This is a genomic window from Streptomyces sp. NBC_01304 (assembly GCF_035975855.1).
GTDB lineage: Bacteria > Actinomycetota > Actinomycetes > Streptomycetales > Streptomycetaceae > Streptomyces.
Genome location: NZ_CP109055.1, coordinates 6,751,451 through 6,767,379, shown reverse-complemented (window position 1 = coordinate 6,767,379; position 15,929 = coordinate 6,751,451). Strand labels below are relative to the sequence as shown.

Below are 15,929 nucleotides of genomic sequence, written 5' to 3'. Positions count from 1 at the left end.
GGAGTGCCGTCGTGGCGGCCTTGGCGCTGCTCGGCATCGGTGAACTGCCCGCCGCTGCGCATCCGTTGGGGAACTTCACCGTGAACCGCTATCACGGGCTCCGGGTGTTTCCCGACCGGGTCGAGGACACCGCCGTCGTGGACCGGGCGGAGATCCCGACCCTGCAGGCCTCGCGGGCGGTCGACGCCGACCGGGACGGGCAGGCGGAGCCCGGCGAGCTCGCCGCGCACGCCGGCGAGGTGTGCGCGGGGATCGCGCGCGAGGTGCGGGCCGAGGCCTCGGGGCGGGCCCTGTCCTTCCGGGTCACGCACAGCCGCATGGAGGTGGTGCCGGGCGAGGCGGGGCTGCGGACGAGCCGGATCACCTGTGCGCTGAGCGCGGCCGCCGAGTTGGGGCGCGGGGCCGAGGTGGTCTTCGCCGACGAGTCGGAGCGCGGGCGGATCGGCTGGCGCGAGATCACCGCAGGGGCGGCCGACGGGGTGCGGCTCGCCGCCTCCGATGTGCCGGGCCGGAGCGTCTCCGGGGAGCTGCGCCGCTACCCGGACGACCTCCTCGCGGATCCGCTGGAGGTGCGCCGGGCCGTACTGCGGGTCGCTCCGGGTGCCGGCGGGTCGGCGGCCGAGGGACTGCCGGGTGGATTCAACTCATCTGCTGGTCCCGGCACTTGGCTCACCGCGATGGACGGACGGCTCGCCTCGCTCGCCGCGCGGGACGGCCTCACGTTGCCGGTCGGGCTGGCCGCGGTGTTCCTCGCCCTGCTGCTCGGGGCGGGGCATGCGGCGCTGCCGGGGCACGGCAAGACGGTGATGGCGGCGTGCATGGCGGGGCGGCGCGGGGGCGTCCGGGACGCGGCGGTGGTCGGGGCGACGGTCACCTTCACGCACACGGCGGGCGTGCTCGCCCTCGGCCTGCTGATCACGGTGTCGGCTTCGCTCGCCGCGGACCGGGTGCTGAGCTGGCTGGGGGTGGCGGGCGGGGCCGTGGTGACGGGGGTGGGGGTGATGCTGCTGCGCGGGGCCCTGCGGGGCAAGGAAGGGGCGTACGGGCACAGCCATGGGCCTGGGCATGGGCCTGGGCATGGGCATGGGCATGGGCACAGCCACGGTCATGTGCACGGGCACAGTCATGAGTACGGGCACAGCCATGAGCAGGGGCACGGGCCCGACCACCACGATCATCACGACCACCACGATCACGTGCACCAACCCCCCACCCCCTACCGCCGGTTCACCCTCCTCGGCATGGGTGTCGCGGGCGGGCTCGTGCCCAGTCCGTCGGCGCTCGTGGTGCTGCTCGGCGCGATGGCGCTGAACCGTACGGCCTTCGGGGTCGGTCTTGTCCTCGCGTACGGCCTCGGGATGGCCGCCGTGCTCACCGCCGCCGGGCTGCTCGTGGCCCGGCTCGGCGACCGGGCCGGGCGGTTGAACAGCGCGCGAGCGCGGCGGATCCGGGCCTTGATGCCCCGGGTCACCGCCGCGCTCGTCGTCGCGGTGGGCCTGGGCCTCGCGCTGCGCAGCGCCGTGCCGTTGCTGCACGGCTGAGCGGGGCGCGGGGCGCGAGGCCCCAGCCGTCAGAAGAGCGCGCTGGGCAGCTCCACGTACGGGAAGTGCCCCTTCGGCTTGGGCGGGAACGGGCCGAGCTGCGGCTCGAAGAGCAGCGGGGCGCCCTTGCCCTGCGGCTCGCCCATCAGCAGCCGGCCGAAGACGACGGTCGCGTCGTCGGTGAGCCGGCGGCCGTTGGGATAGCCCTGCTTGTCGCCCACCAGCCAGCCGTACTTCTTGGGGCTCTTGGTGACGGGCGTCGACATGTTGAGCCGGATCATCTCGCCCGGCACGATCTTGTCCGCGTCGACGTCGGCGTTGAGGTTGTGCGCGTTGAGGTCACCGGGGATCGGGCCGTTCTTCTTGCCGATGCCCTTGGTGAAGACCTGCCAGAGGTCCTCGCGCGGATCCTTGGGCGCCGGTACGAGCGCGAGGTGGCCGAGCGAGGCCAGCTTGGGGCCGAGCGGCCGCTTGACCATGTCGACGAAGGCCCGCCACTTGCTGTCCATGTGCGGCTTGCTGCCGTTGAACTGGTCGGCGACGCCGCCGGGGATGCCGACGAGCAGCCCGCCCGGGTTGAGGAACGCGTCCGGCCCGAGCGCCTCGTTGAGGAACGAGTGGCCCATGCGGGACATCTGGACATACCCGCCACCGGAGTTGTTGATCTTCAGGGTCTTGGCCGAGGCGGTCGCCCAGGCGCCGATCACCGGGTTGCGCGACGGGTTGCCGCCCAGGGCGAGGCTCTTCTTCGGGACCTGGACGGCGGTGACGATCACGTTGGAGCCCAGCGCGGACAGCGGGTTGACCGGGGCCGGGAGGTCCACCCCGAGCTTGAGCATCGCGAAGGTCCGGATGTCGACGATGAACGGGTCGGCGGCCGGGCCCGCGTACGCCTTGATCCCGCCCGGCAGGCTGACCGTCGCCTGGCGCTGCAGCTTCTCGTAGTTCGGCATGAGCACTCGGCTGAGCCGGCTCGGCGCGGAGAGCTGGTTCTTCGTCAGGACCTTGGTGCCGCCGGGGCGGATCTCCTCCAGCTGGTAGGTCTGGCGCTCCAGGCGGTCGGTGTCGGCCAGGTCGTCGACCACGCCCTTCGCGTGCAGCAGGCCCGGGTTCTGGGTGCGGAAGGTCCAGCGGTAGGTGACATCGGGCCTGGCGTCGCCGTTGCTGTCGATGTTGAGGTCGTAGTGCGCATCGGGGCGGAACAGCCGCGGCGGCAGTACGCCGACCACCTTCGGGGGGTTGACCGGCTGGTACGTCGACATGATCGTCACCGAGTCCGGGTCGTCCGGGCTGGTGAACATGAACAGGTCCGCGCCGTTGAGGTCGGGGTTGAGCATCGCGACGGGCGCGTCGATGTGGCTGCCGGCCGCGGAGACGCCGGTGCCGGGGCCGGCCAGGGTCGCGGCGGCGAGCAGTGAGGTGCCGGTGAGGAAGGCCAGGGCGTACGGAACCCTGAATCGCAGCGTTGACTTCATGGTCGTACTCCCAGGGGGTGTGGTCCTGAGAGCCACTGAAACCCGGGCCGCTACACACGGCGACACGGAGAGTGCCAAATGGGCACTCTCCGTGTCGAACGTGTCAATGTGCCGAGATGGCGGTCGGCTACAGGTTGCCGCGCTTCTCCTGCTCGCGCTCGATCGCCTCGAAGAGGGCCTTGAAGTTGCCCTTGCCGAAGCCCATGGAGCCGTGCCGCTCGATCATCTCGAAGAAGACGGTCGGCCGGTCCTGGACCGGCTTGGTGAAGATCTGCAGCAGATAGCCGTCCTCGTCGCGGTCGACGAGGATCTTCTGCTCGCGCAGGATGTCGACCGGTACGCGGGTCTCGCCGGCCCACTCGCCGAGGGTGTCGTAGTAGCTGTCGGGCACGTCGAGGAACTCGACGCCCGCGGCCCGCATGGCCTTGACGGTGGCCACGATGTCGTTGGTGGCGAGCGCCATGTGCTGGACGCCGGGGCCGCCGTAGAACTCGAGGTACTCGTCGATCTGCGACTTCTTCTTCGCGATCGCCGGCTCGTTGATCGGGAACTTGACCTTCTTGGTGCCGTCCGCGACGACCTTCGACATCAGCGCGCTGTACTCGGTGGCGATGTCGTCGCCCACGAACTCCTTCATGTTCGTGAAGCCCATGACCTTGTTGTAGAAGGCGCACCACTCGTTCATCTTGCCGAGCTCTACGTTGCCCACGCAGTGGTCGATGGCCTGGAAGGTCCGCTTGGCCGGGGGCTCCACGATCGGCTTCGCGGGCACGAAGCCGGGCAGGTAGGGGCCGTCGTAGCCGGTGCGCTCGACGAGGGTGTGGCGGGTCTGGCCGTACGTGGCGATGGCGGCGCGCACGACGATGCCGTGCTCGTCCTTCGTCTCGTAGGGCTCCTCGAGGCCGGTGGCGCCGTGCTCGACGGCGTAGGCGTACGCGGCGCGCGCGTCCGGGACCTCGATGGCGAGGTCTATGACGCCGTCGCCGTGCGCGGCGACATGGGCCTCGAGGAAGCGGCCCCAGTCCGTGGACGCCTTGATGACGGAGGTGAGGACGAAGCGGGCGGCGCCGCTCTCCAGGACGTAACTGGCGGTCTCGCGGCTGCCGTTCTCGGGTCCCGAGTAGGCGACGAGCTTCATGCCGAAGGCGGTCGAGTAGTAGTGGGCGGCCTGCTTGGCGTTGCCCACGGCGAAGACGACCGCGTCCATTCCCTTGACCGGGAAGGGGTCGGCCTGCCGGGCGGTCGCTGGAGTGGTGTGGAGGGTCTCAGTCATGGCGGCAGCGTCCCTCCGAACTTCAAAGTGCGCAATAGTTCGCGGATTTGCTGGGCATTCTGCACAGCGACGCGCGAGTATGGCCGGACGATCTGTACAGGATGACCACCGGGAGTGTGAGCCACGCCATGAGCCATCCCTCGTCCCCCTCAGCGCACTCCGCGCCGCCCGGGATCGACCCGCTCGACGGGCGGCTCCTCGTGCTGCTCGCGCAGGAGCCCCGGATCGGGGTCCTGGAGGCGTCCCGGCGGCTCGGGGTCGCGCGGGGCACGGTGCAGGCGCGCCTTGACCGGCTTCAGTCGAATGGAGTCATCCGGGGTTTCGGCCCGAACGTCGATCCGGCCGCGCTCGGCTACCCGGTCACGGCCTTCGCGACGCTGGAGATCAAACAGGGCCAGGGGGCGGACGTCCGGGCGCACTTGGGCGGCGTACCGGAGGTGCTCGAACTGCACACCACGACCGGGCACGGAGACATGCTCTGCCGCCTGGTGGCCAGGTCGAACGCCGATCTTCAACGTGTGATCGACCGAGTTGTCGGTTTTGATGGCATCGTTCGGGCCTCCACGGCGATCGTGATGGAAAACCCCGTTCCGCTGCGGATCATCCCGCTGGTGGAACAGGCCGCGGAGGACAACCCCTGACCCCTGTCCTCGGGGGTCGCCGGATCCTGACCGCGAGGTGAATCCGTGTGAGCTTCTGGGAGTACCTGGGCAACCGGCATCAGCAGCTCCTTGCCGACGCCTTTCAGCACGCCAGCGCGGTCTTCCAGTGCATGGTCGTGGCGACCCTGATCGGGGTCGCGATCGGCGTGCTCACCTATCGCAGCCAGTGGGCGGGCAATCTGGCCACACTGACCACCTCCACCATCCTGACCATCCCGTCGCTCGCCATGATCGGTCTGCTGATCCCGGTGGTGGGGCTCGGTGTCGCGCCGACCGTGATCGCGCTGACGCTGTACGGCCTGCTGCCCATCGTGCGGAACGCGATCGTGGGGCTGCGCGGTGTGGACCCGTCGCTGGTGGACGCCGCGAAGGGCATCGGGATGTCGCGCATGGCGCGGCTGTGCAAGGTGGAACTGCCGCTCGCCTGGCCGCCGATCCTCACCGGCATCAGGGTCTCCACGCAGATGCTGATGGGCATCGCCGCGATCGCCGCCTATGCGTCGGGCCCCGGGCTCGGCAACGCGATCTTCCGCGGCATCGGCTCGCTCGGCAGCAAGAACGCGCTGAACCAAGTGCTCGCGGGCACGCTCGGCATCATCGTCCTGGCGCTGCTTTTCGACGCCGCGTACGTCGTCATCGGACGGCTGACCATCCCGAGGGGTATCCGTGTCTGAGACGTCCGCGAGCACAGCTTCGGCCGCGACCACCGCGCCGCCCAAGCCGGCAGGCTCGGCCGCGACCGGCGCGACCATCGAGCTGGAGAACCTGACCAAGCGCTACCCGGGCAGCCCGAACCCCGCGGTGGACGAGGTCAACATGGAGATCAAGGCGGGCGAACTCGTCATCTTCGTGGGCCCGTCCGGCTGCGGTAAGTCGACCACGCTGAAGATGATCAACCGGCTGATCGAGCCGACCAGCGGCCGCATCAGGATCGGCGGCGAGGACGTCACCGACATGGACCCGGTGAAGCTGCGCCGCAAGGTCGGCTACGCGATCCAGTCGTCCGGGCTCTTCCCGCACATGACCGTCGCCCAGAACATCGCCCTGGTGCCGAAGATGGTCGGCTGGTCCAAGTCGAAGATCAAGGACCGGGTCGAGGAGATGCTGGACCTGGTCGGTCTCGACCCCGGCGAGTTCCGGGGCCGCTATCCGCGCCAGCTCTCCGGCGGGCAGCAGCAACGGGTGGGCGTGGCAAGGGCGTTGGCGGCCGACCCGCCGGTGCTCCTGATGGACGAGCCGTTCGGCGCGGTCGACCCGATCACCCGCGACCACCTGCAGGACGAGCTGATCCGGCTGCAGCACGAGCTGCACAAGACGATCGTGTTCGTCACCCATGACTTCGACGAGGCGATCAAGCTGGGCGACCGCATCGCGGTCCTTCGCGAGCGCTCGCACATCGCCCAGTTCGACACCCCCGAGGCGATCCTGACCAACCCCGCCGACGACTTCGTCTCCGGATTCGTGGGCGCGGGCGCCGCCTTGAAGCGGCTCAATCTCACCCGCGTACGGGATGTGGAGATCCGCGAGTACCCGACGGTCACCGTCGACGACCCGCTGCAGGACATCTTCAACAAGCTCCGCTCGGGCAACACCAACGAGATCCTGCTCCTGGACAAGCGCGGCCGCCCCTACAAGTGGCTCAGGCGCGGTGACTTGATGCGCGCCAGGGGTTCACTGGCCCGCGCGGGCACGCTGGTGCACGACACGGTGACCCGTGATGCGACCCTGCGCGACGCGCTCGAAGCCGTGCTCACCGAGAGCGCGGGCCGGGTCGCGGTGACCGGGCGGCGCGGCGAGTTCGAGGGCGTCGTCGACATGGAGACGCTGATGAACTCCGTGCAGGAACTCCTGGAATCCGACCGCCTGGAGGCCATGGAGCACCAGCACGCCCTGGAGGAGCAGCGCGCCGAGCAGACCCATCGCGAGCAGGAGGGCGACTTCGGCTCCGCGGCGCCCGGGGAGGAGAAGGCGTGAACACCTCGCGCAGGCCCCCCGCTCCCCCGCCCGGGCGCCCCGAGGGCGAGCACGAGCTCAAGGGGCACACCTTCCGCGACATCGGCGAGGCCGAACTGGAGGCACCGCCCGCGGAGCAGGCCGTGAAGGACCCGCCCCGGATCACCTGGCAGAAGCTGACCTTCCTGCCGGCGACCCTGGCGATCGTCCTCCTGATCACCTGGCTGTGGTTCCGCAACGCCAGTCTGGACTCGATCGCCACCAACGCGCTCGCCGACGGCAGCGTCTGGGTCCGGCTCAAGGAACACATCGAACTCACCGTGATCTCCACGTTCTTCGTGCTGATCATCGCGATCCCGCTGGGCATCCTGCTCACCCGCAAGCGGCTGCGCCCGGCCGCCCCGTTCGCGATGGCCCTGGCCAACATCGGGCAGGCGACACCCGCGATCGGTCTGCTCGCGCTCCTGGTGATCTGGCTGGGCATCGGCAAGCGGGCCGCGCTGTTCGGCATGGTGATCTACGCGGTGCTGCCGGTCCTCTCCAACACCATCGCGGGGCTCAAGGCCAACGACCCGACCCTCCTGGAGGCGGCACGCGGCATCGGGATGTCGCCGCTCGGAGTGCTGAGCAAGGTCGAACTGCCGCTCGCCGTACCGCTGATCCTCGCGGGGGTGCGTACCGCACTCGTCCTGAACGTCGGCACGGCGACCCTCGCCACCTTCGGCGGTGGCGGCGGGCTCGGCGATCTGATCACCACCGGGATCACCACCCAGCGCATGCCCGTCCTGGTCCTCGGCTCGATCCTGACCGTGGCGCTCGCGCTCCTGGTGGACTGGCTCGCCACGCTGGCCGAGCTGTTGCTGCGGCCACGAGGTCTCGAGGTGCGGTCATGAGGCATACGTTCCGATTGATCGCGGCGACCACCGGTGCGCTGGCCCTGCTGAGCGCTTGCGGACTGCACAGCGGGTCCACCCTGGTCGCCGATGTCACACCCGGCTCGATCGGCAGGGGCGAGCCCCTGAAGGGGGCCGATCTCACCGTGACCTCCAAGGAGTTCACGGAGCAGCTGATCCTCGGCCAGATCATGGGCATCGCGTTCAAGGCGGCCGGCGCGGACGTCCTCGACCGGACCGGCATCCAGGGCTCGATCGGCGCGCGCGAGGCCGTCAAGAGCGGGGACGCGGACGGCATGTACGAGTACACGGGCACCGCCTGGATCACCTTCCTCGGCAACACCGAACCCATCGACAACCCGCAGAAGCAATGGCAGGCGCTGCACGACGCGGACCTGAAGAACGGCATCACCTGGCTGCCGCCCGCCAAGCTCAACAACACCTACTCGCTGGCCATGAACCAGGCCAACGCGGCGAAGTACAAGACGAAGACGCTCTCCGAAGTGGCGGCCCTGTCGAAGTCGGATCCGAAGGCCGTCACGCTCTGCGTCAACCAGGAGTTCGCCTCGCGCAACGACGGACTGCCCGGGATGCAGAAGGCCTACGGCATGAACATCCCGCCGTCCCACATCAAGGCCATGGACTCCGGGATCGTCTACACCCAGGTGTCGGAGGGCAACTCCTGCACCTACGGCATGGTGTTCACGACCGACGGCCGGATCAAGGCGATGGATCTGGTGCTGACGGAGGACGACAAGCACTTCTTCCCCAACTACAACGCCGCGCCCATGCTCAACAGCGACACCTTCAAGAAGTACCCGGCCATCGCGGACGTCCTGGACCCCATCACGGCCAAGCTCGACAACGCGACGGCGCAGGAGCTGAACTCGAAGGTCGACGTGGACGGGCAGGACCCGCACGAGGTGGCGCTGGACTGGCTGGTGCAGGAAGGGTTCGTCAAGAAGGGCTAGAAGGGCTAGAAGGGCTGGGCGTACGGGAGTTGAGCCCTAGCAGCTCGGTACCTTCTCGCCCTCCTCCAGGGCGCGCAGCGATTCCACGGTGCCCTTGAGGGTGCTGACGGGGATCAGCTGGAGGCCCTTGGGGAGTTCGGCCTTGGCGTCCGAGCACTCCGCCTGCGGGACGAGGAAGACGGTCGCGCCGTCGCGCTTGGCGGCCTGCGTCTTGAGGGACACCCCGCCGACCGGGCCCACCTTGCCGTCCGGCGTGATCGTGCCGGTGCCCGCGATGGTGCGGCCGCCGGTGAGGTCGCCGCCGCTGCCGTCGCCGTCCAGCTTGTCGACGACGCCGAGGGAGAAGAGCAGGCCCGCGCTGGGGCCGCCGATGTCGGCGAGCTTGAGGGAGACCTTGATGCCGTCGTCGGTCTTGCCCAGGTACTTCAGGGCGGCGTCGACGGCGGAGTTCTGGGACTTCTTCATCTCGTCGAGGTTGTGCTTCTCGATCTCCTCGGTGGAGTCGCCGCTCGGGTACACGGCGTCCTTGGGCATCACCGCCCGGTCCGTGCGGAACCAGCCGTCGATCACGTCGCCCAGGTCGACGTCCATGGCCGGGCCGGTCGCGATGATCGTCGTCATGCGCAGCTCGCCCTTGGTGGAGCGGGTGGGCGCTCCGGTGATCGTGATGACCGGGTCGCCCTTGTTCTCGCCGAGCACATCGGCCGTGGTGCCGGGCTGGGCCACGGTGAACGGCAGCGGGGCGAGCCCTACGGTGGCGAGGAGGGCCACGGTGGGGATCGCGCTTAGGGCGATGGCCTTGGGGCGGGTGAGCTTGGCGAGGCGTGAGAGCACGGGCCCAATGTAACCGGCAACGCCCCCCGCAGCGGGCCCGGGGAACTGCGCCCCGTAAGGGGCGCGGGGAACTGCGCGACCAGCCCCCACGAACCCGCACCCGACAAACAAGGGGTCGCCCCCATCAGGGCGCGGGGAACTGCGCGAAAGACCGGCCCAGCCAGCGCTAGCGCAGCGCGTCCGCGACTTCGCGCGCCGCGTCCACGACCCGAGGCCCCACCCGCTCCGGCACGGAATCCGCCAGCATGACGACCCCCACGGAGCCCTCTATCCCGGTCACCCCGAGCAGCGGCGCCGCCGCCCCGCTCGCGCCCGCCTCCAGCTCGCCGTGCGTGAGCGTGTAGCCGGGCTCGTTCACCAGGCCCTGGCGCGCCGCGAGGATCGCCTTGCCGGCCGCGCCCCGGTCGAGGGGGTGCCTGAAGCCCGTCCGGTAGGCCACGTGGTAGTCGGTCCAGGTGGGCTCGACCACCGCCACGGCCAGGGCCTCGGTGCCGTCGACCATGGTCAGGTGGGCCGTGGCCCCTATGTCCTCGGCCAGGGAGCGCAGCGCGGGCAGCGCGGCCTCGCGCACCAGCGGGTGCACCTGGCGGCCGAGCCGCAGCACGCCGAGCCCCACCCGTGCGCGACCGCCCAGGTCACGACGTACGAGCGCATGCTGTTCCAACGTGGCGAGCAGCCGGTACACGACGGTCCGGTTCACCCCGAGCTTGTTGGACAGCTCGGTGACGGTGAGGCCGTGGTCGGTATCGGCGAGCAGCTTGAGGACTCGCAGTCCCCGGTCGAGCGTCTGGGAGGTCTCCGCGGTCACGACGCCCTCTCCTTAGAGGTGAGTTGCGACGGCCTCTTACGCTTCGTTACGTCACCGAGTCCCGTCGGCGACGCGCGTCAGAGGGCCGCCGGTCGTAAAGCGGGGCCCGGGGCAACCTTGCGTACCTGCCCCGGCGCCACCTGGCACCGGCTGCGCTCCGCGGCGGCGCTGCCACGGGGCGTGTGCGTTGCCGGGACAGTAGCGAGCGGGTCCGCTGAGCGGAAGACTACGTCCAGAATCCGGGCACTCAGGGGTGAAGAGACGACTCCGGTACGTCCTGTAAATGCGGAATGCCGCATTCGCGTACGTACGGAATGCGGCATTCGGTCCCTGCGGATGTGGAGGTTCGGCGGTGGAGGCCAACTCCCCCTCCACACGCCCCACTTCCGCACTCCCTCTTCCTCACTTCATCCGGGTCGCCCACTCCTGGACCTTGGCGATCCGCTGCCGGATCTGCCCCGCCGTGGCCTCCGCGCTCGGCGGGCCGCCGCAGACGCGGCGCAGCTCGGTGTGGATCACGCCGTGCGGCTTGCCGGACTGGTGGGTGTACGCCGACACCATCGTGTTCAGCGACTTCCGCAGTTCAAGCAGCTCCTTGTGGGAGACGACGGGACGCCGCTCGGCCGGCAGTTCAAGGAGGTCGGCCTCGTCGTCCGGCTTCTTGCGGCTGTGCGCGATCTGCCGGGCCTGGCGCTTCTGCAGGAGCATCTGGACCTGGTCGGGTTCCAGGAGGCCCGGGATGCCGAGGTAGTCCTGCTCCTCTTCGCTCCCCGGATGGGCCTGCATGCCGAATTCGGCACCGTCGTACAGCACCCGGTCGAAGACGGCCTCGGACTCCAGCGCCTCGAAGGAGAACTGCTCCTGCTCGCCGGTGTCCTCGTCCTCCTGCTTGTTCGCCTCGTCCATCTCCTTCTCGGACTCGGCGTAGGGGTCTTCCTCCCCGTCCTTCTTGGGCTTGTCGAGCACGTGGTCGCGCTCGACCTCCATCTCGTTGGCGAAGCCGAGGAGATCGGGGATGGTCGGCAGGAAGACGGAAGCGGTCTCGCCGCGCCTGCGGGAACGTACGAAACGCCCCACGGCCTGCGCGAAGAAGAGCGGGGTCGAGATGGTGGTGGCGTACACCCCGACCGCGAGGCGGGGCACGTCGACGCCCTCGGACACCATGCGGACGGCGACCATCCAGCGGTCGTTGCCCTCGCTGAACTTGTCGATCCGGTTCGACGCGCCCGTGTCGTCGGACAGGACGGTGGTCGCCTTGGTGCCGGTGATCTCGCGGATCAGTTTCGCGTACGCGCGTGCCGAGTCCTGGTCGGCGGCGATGACCAGGCCGCCCGCGTCCGGGATGCCCTTCCTGACCTCGGTCAGCCGCTGGTCGGCGGCCTTGAGGACGCTCGGCATCCACTCGCCGCGCGGGTCCAGGGCGGTGCGCCAGGCCTGGCTGATCGCGTCCTTGGTCATGGGCTCGCCGAGGCGGGCGGCGATCTCGTCGCCGGCCTTGGTGCGCCAGCGCATGTTGCCGCTGTAGGAAAGGAAGATCACGGGTCGCACGACGCCGTCACCCAGGGCGTTCCCATACCCGTAGGTGTAGTCGGCGGACGACTTCCGGATCCCGTCGTTGCCTTCCTCGTACGTCACGAAGGGGATGGGGTTCGTGTCGGACCGGAACGGCGTACCGGTGAGCGCGAGGCGGCGGGTGGCCGGCTCGAAGGCCTCCAGGCAGGCCTCGCCCCAGGACTTGGAGTCACCGGCGTGGTGGATCTCGTCGAGGATGACCAGGGTCTTGCGCTGCTCGACGCGGTTGCGGTGCAGCATCGGCCGCACACCGACACCGGCGTACGTGATCGCGACGCCGTGGTACTCCTTGCTCAGCGGGCCCGCGCTGTACTCCGGGTCCAGCTTGATCCCTATCCGGGCGGCCGCCTCGGCCCACTGCTTCTTCAGATGCTCGGTCGGCGCGACCACCGTCACCTGCTGCACCACATGGTGGTGCAGCAGCCACGAGGCGAGGGTCAGCGCGAAGGTCGTCTTGCCGGCGCCGGGCGTGGCGACGGCGAGGAAGTCTCGCGGCTGCTCCTGGATGTACCGCTCCATGGCCCCTTGCTGCCAGGCACGCAGCTTGTTGGCGGTACCCCAAGGGGCCCTGCCGGGGAAGGCCGGGGAGAGGTGGTGGGAGGAGGTGGCGGTGGTAGTCACGGGCTCCGGGTTCGACGGGTCGGCGTCAAGGGCAGGACGCGGTGGCGTCAGGTACGTACGACAACCGGGCCACCTTACCGGTGGGGGTGGGGCGGTGCCGGGTGGACGGTGCCGGGGTGGCGGGGAGTGCGATGTGCGTCACATCTGTCACCGCGACTTGGACCGAAGCCCGAGCCCGGCGCAGCCCGGCCCGAAGACAAGCTCAATCCCGCCGCCCGGCGCCCAGCCGGCCCGCCACGAACACCCCCAGCAGCGCCACCCCCACCGACAGCGCGAACACCGCCACGAAGGCCCCCGGGTGCGAGCCCGAAGAACCCCCGGCGTGCCCCACCGATCCCCCGCCGAGCCCCGCGAACAACGCGCCCCCACCCGCGAGCAGCAAGACGTTCGACAGCCCGTCCGAGATCTGCAGGGAGGCCGAGTTCGACCCCACGTCCGCCGGCGCCGACAGCTTGAGCAGCAGCACGCTCGTGGACGAGATCACCAGCCCCATCCCGAAGCAGCCCCAGGCCCACGCGACCCCGATGATCCACACCGGCACCGAGGAGATCAGCACGGTCGGCGCCGCCGCGATCGCCGTCGCGACCAGGAGCATGCCGAGCCGGACCAGCGACTCCCGCCGGCCCTCGAGCCGGGGCCGCGACTGAACGTACGAGCCGAGCGCCCAGGTCGCCCCACCGACGGCGAGCGAGAACCCGGCGAGGGTGGGCGAGAGCCCGCGCTGCGTCACGAGCATCAGCGGCACGAACGACTCCGCCGCAATGAACGATCCGGCCGCGATCCCCCGCAGCAGAACGACCGAAGGCAGCCCCCGCCCGGCCCGGAACGTCCCCCGCGGCAGCAGCCCCAGCGCGCAGGGCGCGAGCAGGGCCGCCCCCGCGAGGGCGGGCAGCACCGACCAGAGGGACAGCTCCTGCCCCGCGTACTGCAGCAGCCCCGCCCCCGCGGAGATGCCGAGCGCGAGGCGGATCCGGCGCGGGTCGAAGCGGGCCTCGTCGGACACCGGGCCCGACGCCTTGCGGCGTATCGCGGGCAGCGCGAGCGCGAGGGGGATCACGACCAGGACCGGAACCCCGATGAACACCCAGCGCCAGCCCAGCTGTTCGGTCACCGTGCCCGCCGCGAGCGGCCCGACGATCGACGGCACCACCCAACTCGCCGCGAACGCCGCCATGATCGCGGGCTGCAGCCGCTGTGGATAGGCCCGGCTGACGACGACGTACAACGAGACGATCACCAGGCCGCCACCGAGCCCCTGCACCGCCCGTCCCAGGATGAACAGCCACATCCCGCCCGCCGTCCCGGAGAGCAGCAGCCCCGCCACGAAGGCGCTCATCCCGATCGCGAGGGGCCGCAGCGGCCCCTGCCGGTCGGCCCACTGCCCGGCGAGCACCATGCCGAAGAGGCTCGTGGTGAAGTACCCGGAGAAGGCGAACGCGTACAGCGATATCCCGTCCAGCTCGCGTGCCGCCACCGGCATCGCGGTGCCGACCGCCGTCGCCTCGAAGGCGATCAGGAACGTGACCGAGACGATGCCGATGCTCAGGGCTCGGTGGGCCCGGCCGAGCACTCCGCCGCCGTGGTCGTTGCCACCGTCGTGGTCGTTGCGGTCGTTGCGGCCGCCGTGGTCGTCGGCCAGGGCGGGAGCGGCGTCCGGTATGCCGGGTTCACCCGGTTCGGTCTCACGTGGTGCGGTGGCGGTCATGCAGGCCAGAGTAAGTGGCGTGACGCCCGTTGACCCCTGTCGCGGGACGGGCTCGGCCTGGTCCCTTGGTCGTACGTCCTCTACGTACGTCCGTACAGCGGTGAGCCCGCTCCATGAACGGCGTATGGCAGTCGCATTGCAGGCCCCGCCCTTTCCTTGAGCTCCGGCCCCGGGCCCGCCTACCGTCGAAGCACGAGGTACGACACGGCCGTGTGCCCGAGTGGTTGAGGGACTCGCCTGCAAAGCGAGTTACGTCGGTTCGATTCCGATCACGGCCTCCGGCAGCTCCGGCGCACGAGCTGCAAGGATCGAGGGGCGGTTCCCCGTTCAGGGGCCGCCCCTCGGTCGTGGTCCGTCCTCACGTGCCCGGGACGCAGCCCGGGACTCATCCGGCGTAGGCGTCCTTCAGGGCCTGGACGTCGATCTTCCCCATCTTGAGCATCGCCTCCATGACCCGCCCCGCCTTGGCCGGGTCCGGGTCGCGCATCAGCTCGGTCAGGGTGCGCGGGACGATCTGCCAGGACAGGCCGTACCTGTCCTTGACCCAGCCGCAGGGCCCGTCCTCGCCGCCCTCGCCGAGCTTGGCCCAGAGGTCGTCCACTTCCGCCTGGTCCGCGCAGTCGACGGACAGCGAGATGGCCTCGGTGAACTTGAACTGCGGTCCGCCGTTCAGCGCCATGAAGCTCTGCCCGGCGAGCTCGAAGGTGACGACCATGACCTTGCCCGCCATGTCACCGGGACTGCCCTCGGGGTACCGCTGGACCTCCGTGACGCGCGAGTCGGGGAACAGGGACGTGTAGTACTCCGCCGCCTCTTCCGCCTGCTGGTCGAACCAGAGGAACGTGGTGATCTTCTGCATGACGTCTTCTCCTTCGCCGGCCGTCCGAGGCGTTCGCCTCGTCCTGTCTCGTCCTGTCTCGTCCTGTCGTGTAACCAAGGGGTAGACCGGCCGGGCCTCGGAAACTCATCGCCACGCACTCATCGCTCCGTCGCCACGCGCTCATTGCTCCGGCTGCCGCGCACTCATCGCTCCGGCTGCCGTGCATGAACCCAGGAGTGGAGCACGAGCGGCCGCCCCTTCTCCTCCAGCCGCTCCTCCTCGTCGATGCGCCGGTATCCGGCACCCTTGGCCACCGCCACGCTCGCCCCGTTCTCGTCCTCGATCTGCAGCCGCAGCCGGGGCAGGCCGAGGGTGTCGTGGGCGTACGCGGTGAGCAGCCGGGTGGCGCGCAGGGCCAGGCGCTGCCCCCGGTGGGCGGAGCCGACGGCATAGCCGAGGGTGCCGGTGGAGGTGACCAGGACCTCGCCGAGCGGGGCCCGGCCGTCGGTGGTGATCGCCAGGTGCAGCCGGGTGCCCTCGGCGCGGGCGCCGCGGACCTTGTCCAGGTAGGCGCGCGCCTCGGCCAGATCGAAGGGGGTGACGAGCGGGGTCCAGTACGCGACCTGCGCCTCGTCGAACAGGTCCACCATGGCGGGCAGATCGTCCTCGGACCATTCACGCAGGACGAGACCGTCGCCCTCGATCAGCACCGCCTGCTCGCTGTTGCCCACGGCCGCAGCTCCCCTCTCTCGTTCGTCACTACTGTTGCCTGTTGCCTGTTGCCTGTTGTTGTCTCGCGGG

At 70.0% G+C, this 15,929-nt stretch carries 14 protein-coding genes and 1 tRNA gene; 7 read left to right on the top strand and 8 right to left on the bottom strand.

The genetic code is table 11. From position 1 onward, the window contains the following. Positions 1–11 precede the first annotated feature (11 nt). Positions 12–1,541 carry a HoxN/HupN/NixA family nickel/cobalt transporter gene (locus OG430_RS30010; protein WP_327355743.1) on the top strand — a complete coding sequence of 510 codons (1,530 nt, stop codon included), beginning with the start codon at positions 12–14 and terminating at the stop codon, positions 1,539–1,541. 29 nt (positions 1,542–1,570) lie between these two features. Here the strand turns inward: OG430_RS30010 and OG430_RS30005 are convergent, their stop codons facing one another. Together OG430_RS30005 and hppD are read right to left on the bottom strand one after the other, a co-directional pair. Further along, on the bottom strand, positions 1,571–3,016 hold the full coding sequence (locus OG430_RS30005) for a DUF4331 domain-containing protein (protein WP_327355742.1): 1,446 nt from the start codon (positions 3,014–3,016) through the stop codon (positions 1,571–1,573). Between the two features lie 127 nt (positions 3,017–3,143). After that, complete coding sequence (gene hppD, locus OG430_RS30000; RefSeq protein ID WP_327355741.1) at positions 3,144–4,289, bottom strand: 4-hydroxyphenylpyruvate dioxygenase; 1,146 nt, start codon at positions 4,287–4,289, stop codon at positions 3,144–3,146. Positions 4,290–4,417: 128 nt separating this feature from the next. Here hppD and OG430_RS29995 point away from each other — a divergent pair, with 128 nt between their 5' ends. The 5 genes from OG430_RS29995 to OG430_RS29975 are packed head-to-tail and all read left to right on the top strand — an operon-like array spanning position 4,418 to position 8,768. After that, positions 4,418–4,930, top strand: coding sequence for an Lrp/AsnC family transcriptional regulator (locus tag OG430_RS29995; protein WP_327359277.1), 513 nt, complete (start codon positions 4,418–4,420; stop codon positions 4,928–4,930). Positions 4,931–4,977: 47 nt separating this feature from the next. Then, positions 4,978–5,625, top strand: a complete 648-nt coding sequence (locus OG430_RS29990; RefSeq protein WP_327355739.1) for an ABC transporter permease — start codon at positions 4,978–4,980, stop codon at positions 5,623–5,625. After that, a complete protein-coding gene (locus tag OG430_RS29985; RefSeq protein WP_442816576.1) occupies positions 5,618–6,925 on the top strand; it encodes a betaine/proline/choline family ABC transporter ATP-binding protein in 1,308 nt (435 codons plus the stop codon). The genes OG430_RS29990 and OG430_RS29985 overlap by 8 nt, the downstream gene beginning before the upstream one ends. Continuing rightward, on the top strand, positions 6,922–7,797 hold the full coding sequence (locus OG430_RS29980; RefSeq protein ID WP_442816575.1) for an ABC transporter permease: 876 nt from the start codon (positions 6,922–6,924) through the stop codon (positions 7,795–7,797). Before OG430_RS29985 ends, OG430_RS29980 begins: the two co-directional genes overlap by 4 nt. After that, the gene (locus tag OG430_RS29975; protein WP_327355737.1) at positions 7,794–8,768 is read left to right on the top strand and encodes a glycine betaine ABC transporter substrate-binding protein; all 975 of its coding nucleotides are present in this window, start codon (positions 7,794–7,796) and stop codon (positions 8,766–8,768) included. Before OG430_RS29980 ends, OG430_RS29975 begins: the two co-directional genes overlap by 4 nt. A gap of 36 nt (positions 8,769–8,804) precedes the next feature. Here the strand turns inward: OG430_RS29975 and OG430_RS29970 are convergent, their stop codons facing one another. The 4 genes from OG430_RS29970 to OG430_RS29955 all read right to left on the bottom strand — a co-directional run bounded on the left by OG430_RS29970 (position 8,805) and on the right by OG430_RS29955 (position 14,308). Then, positions 8,805–9,602, bottom strand: a complete 798-nt coding sequence (locus tag OG430_RS29970; protein ID WP_327355736.1) for a S16 family serine protease — start codon at positions 9,600–9,602, stop codon at positions 8,805–8,807. 166 nt (positions 9,603–9,768) lie between these two features. Then, complete coding sequence (locus OG430_RS29965; protein ID WP_327355735.1) at positions 9,769–10,410, bottom strand: IclR family transcriptional regulator; 642 nt, start codon at positions 10,408–10,410, stop codon at positions 9,769–9,771. Positions 10,411–10,812: 402 nt separating this feature from the next. Then, a complete protein-coding gene (locus OG430_RS29960) occupies positions 10,813–12,603 on the bottom strand; it encodes a DEAD/DEAH box helicase (protein WP_327355734.1) in 1,791 nt (596 codons plus the stop codon). A 202-nt stretch (positions 12,604–12,805) separates the two neighbouring features. After that, complete coding sequence (locus OG430_RS29955) at positions 12,806–14,308, bottom strand: MFS transporter (protein WP_327355733.1); 1,503 nt, start codon at positions 14,306–14,308, stop codon at positions 12,806–12,808. A 206-nt stretch (positions 14,309–14,514) separates the two neighbouring features. Here OG430_RS29955 and OG430_RS29950 point away from each other — a divergent pair. Next, positions 14,515–14,586, top strand: a tRNA-Cys gene (locus OG430_RS29950). 107 nt (positions 14,587–14,693) lie between these two features. Here the strand turns inward: OG430_RS29950 and OG430_RS29945 are convergent. Continuing rightward, positions 14,694–15,167 carry a VOC family protein gene (locus OG430_RS29945; RefSeq protein ID WP_327355732.1) on the bottom strand — a complete coding sequence of 158 codons (474 nt, stop codon included), beginning with the start codon at positions 15,165–15,167 and terminating at the stop codon, positions 14,694–14,696. 164 nt (positions 15,168–15,331) lie between these two features. After that, positions 15,332–15,859, bottom strand: a complete 528-nt coding sequence (locus OG430_RS29940) for a GNAT family N-acetyltransferase (RefSeq protein ID WP_327355731.1) — start codon at positions 15,857–15,859, stop codon at positions 15,332–15,334. Positions 15,860–15,929: the final 70 nt, after the last annotated feature.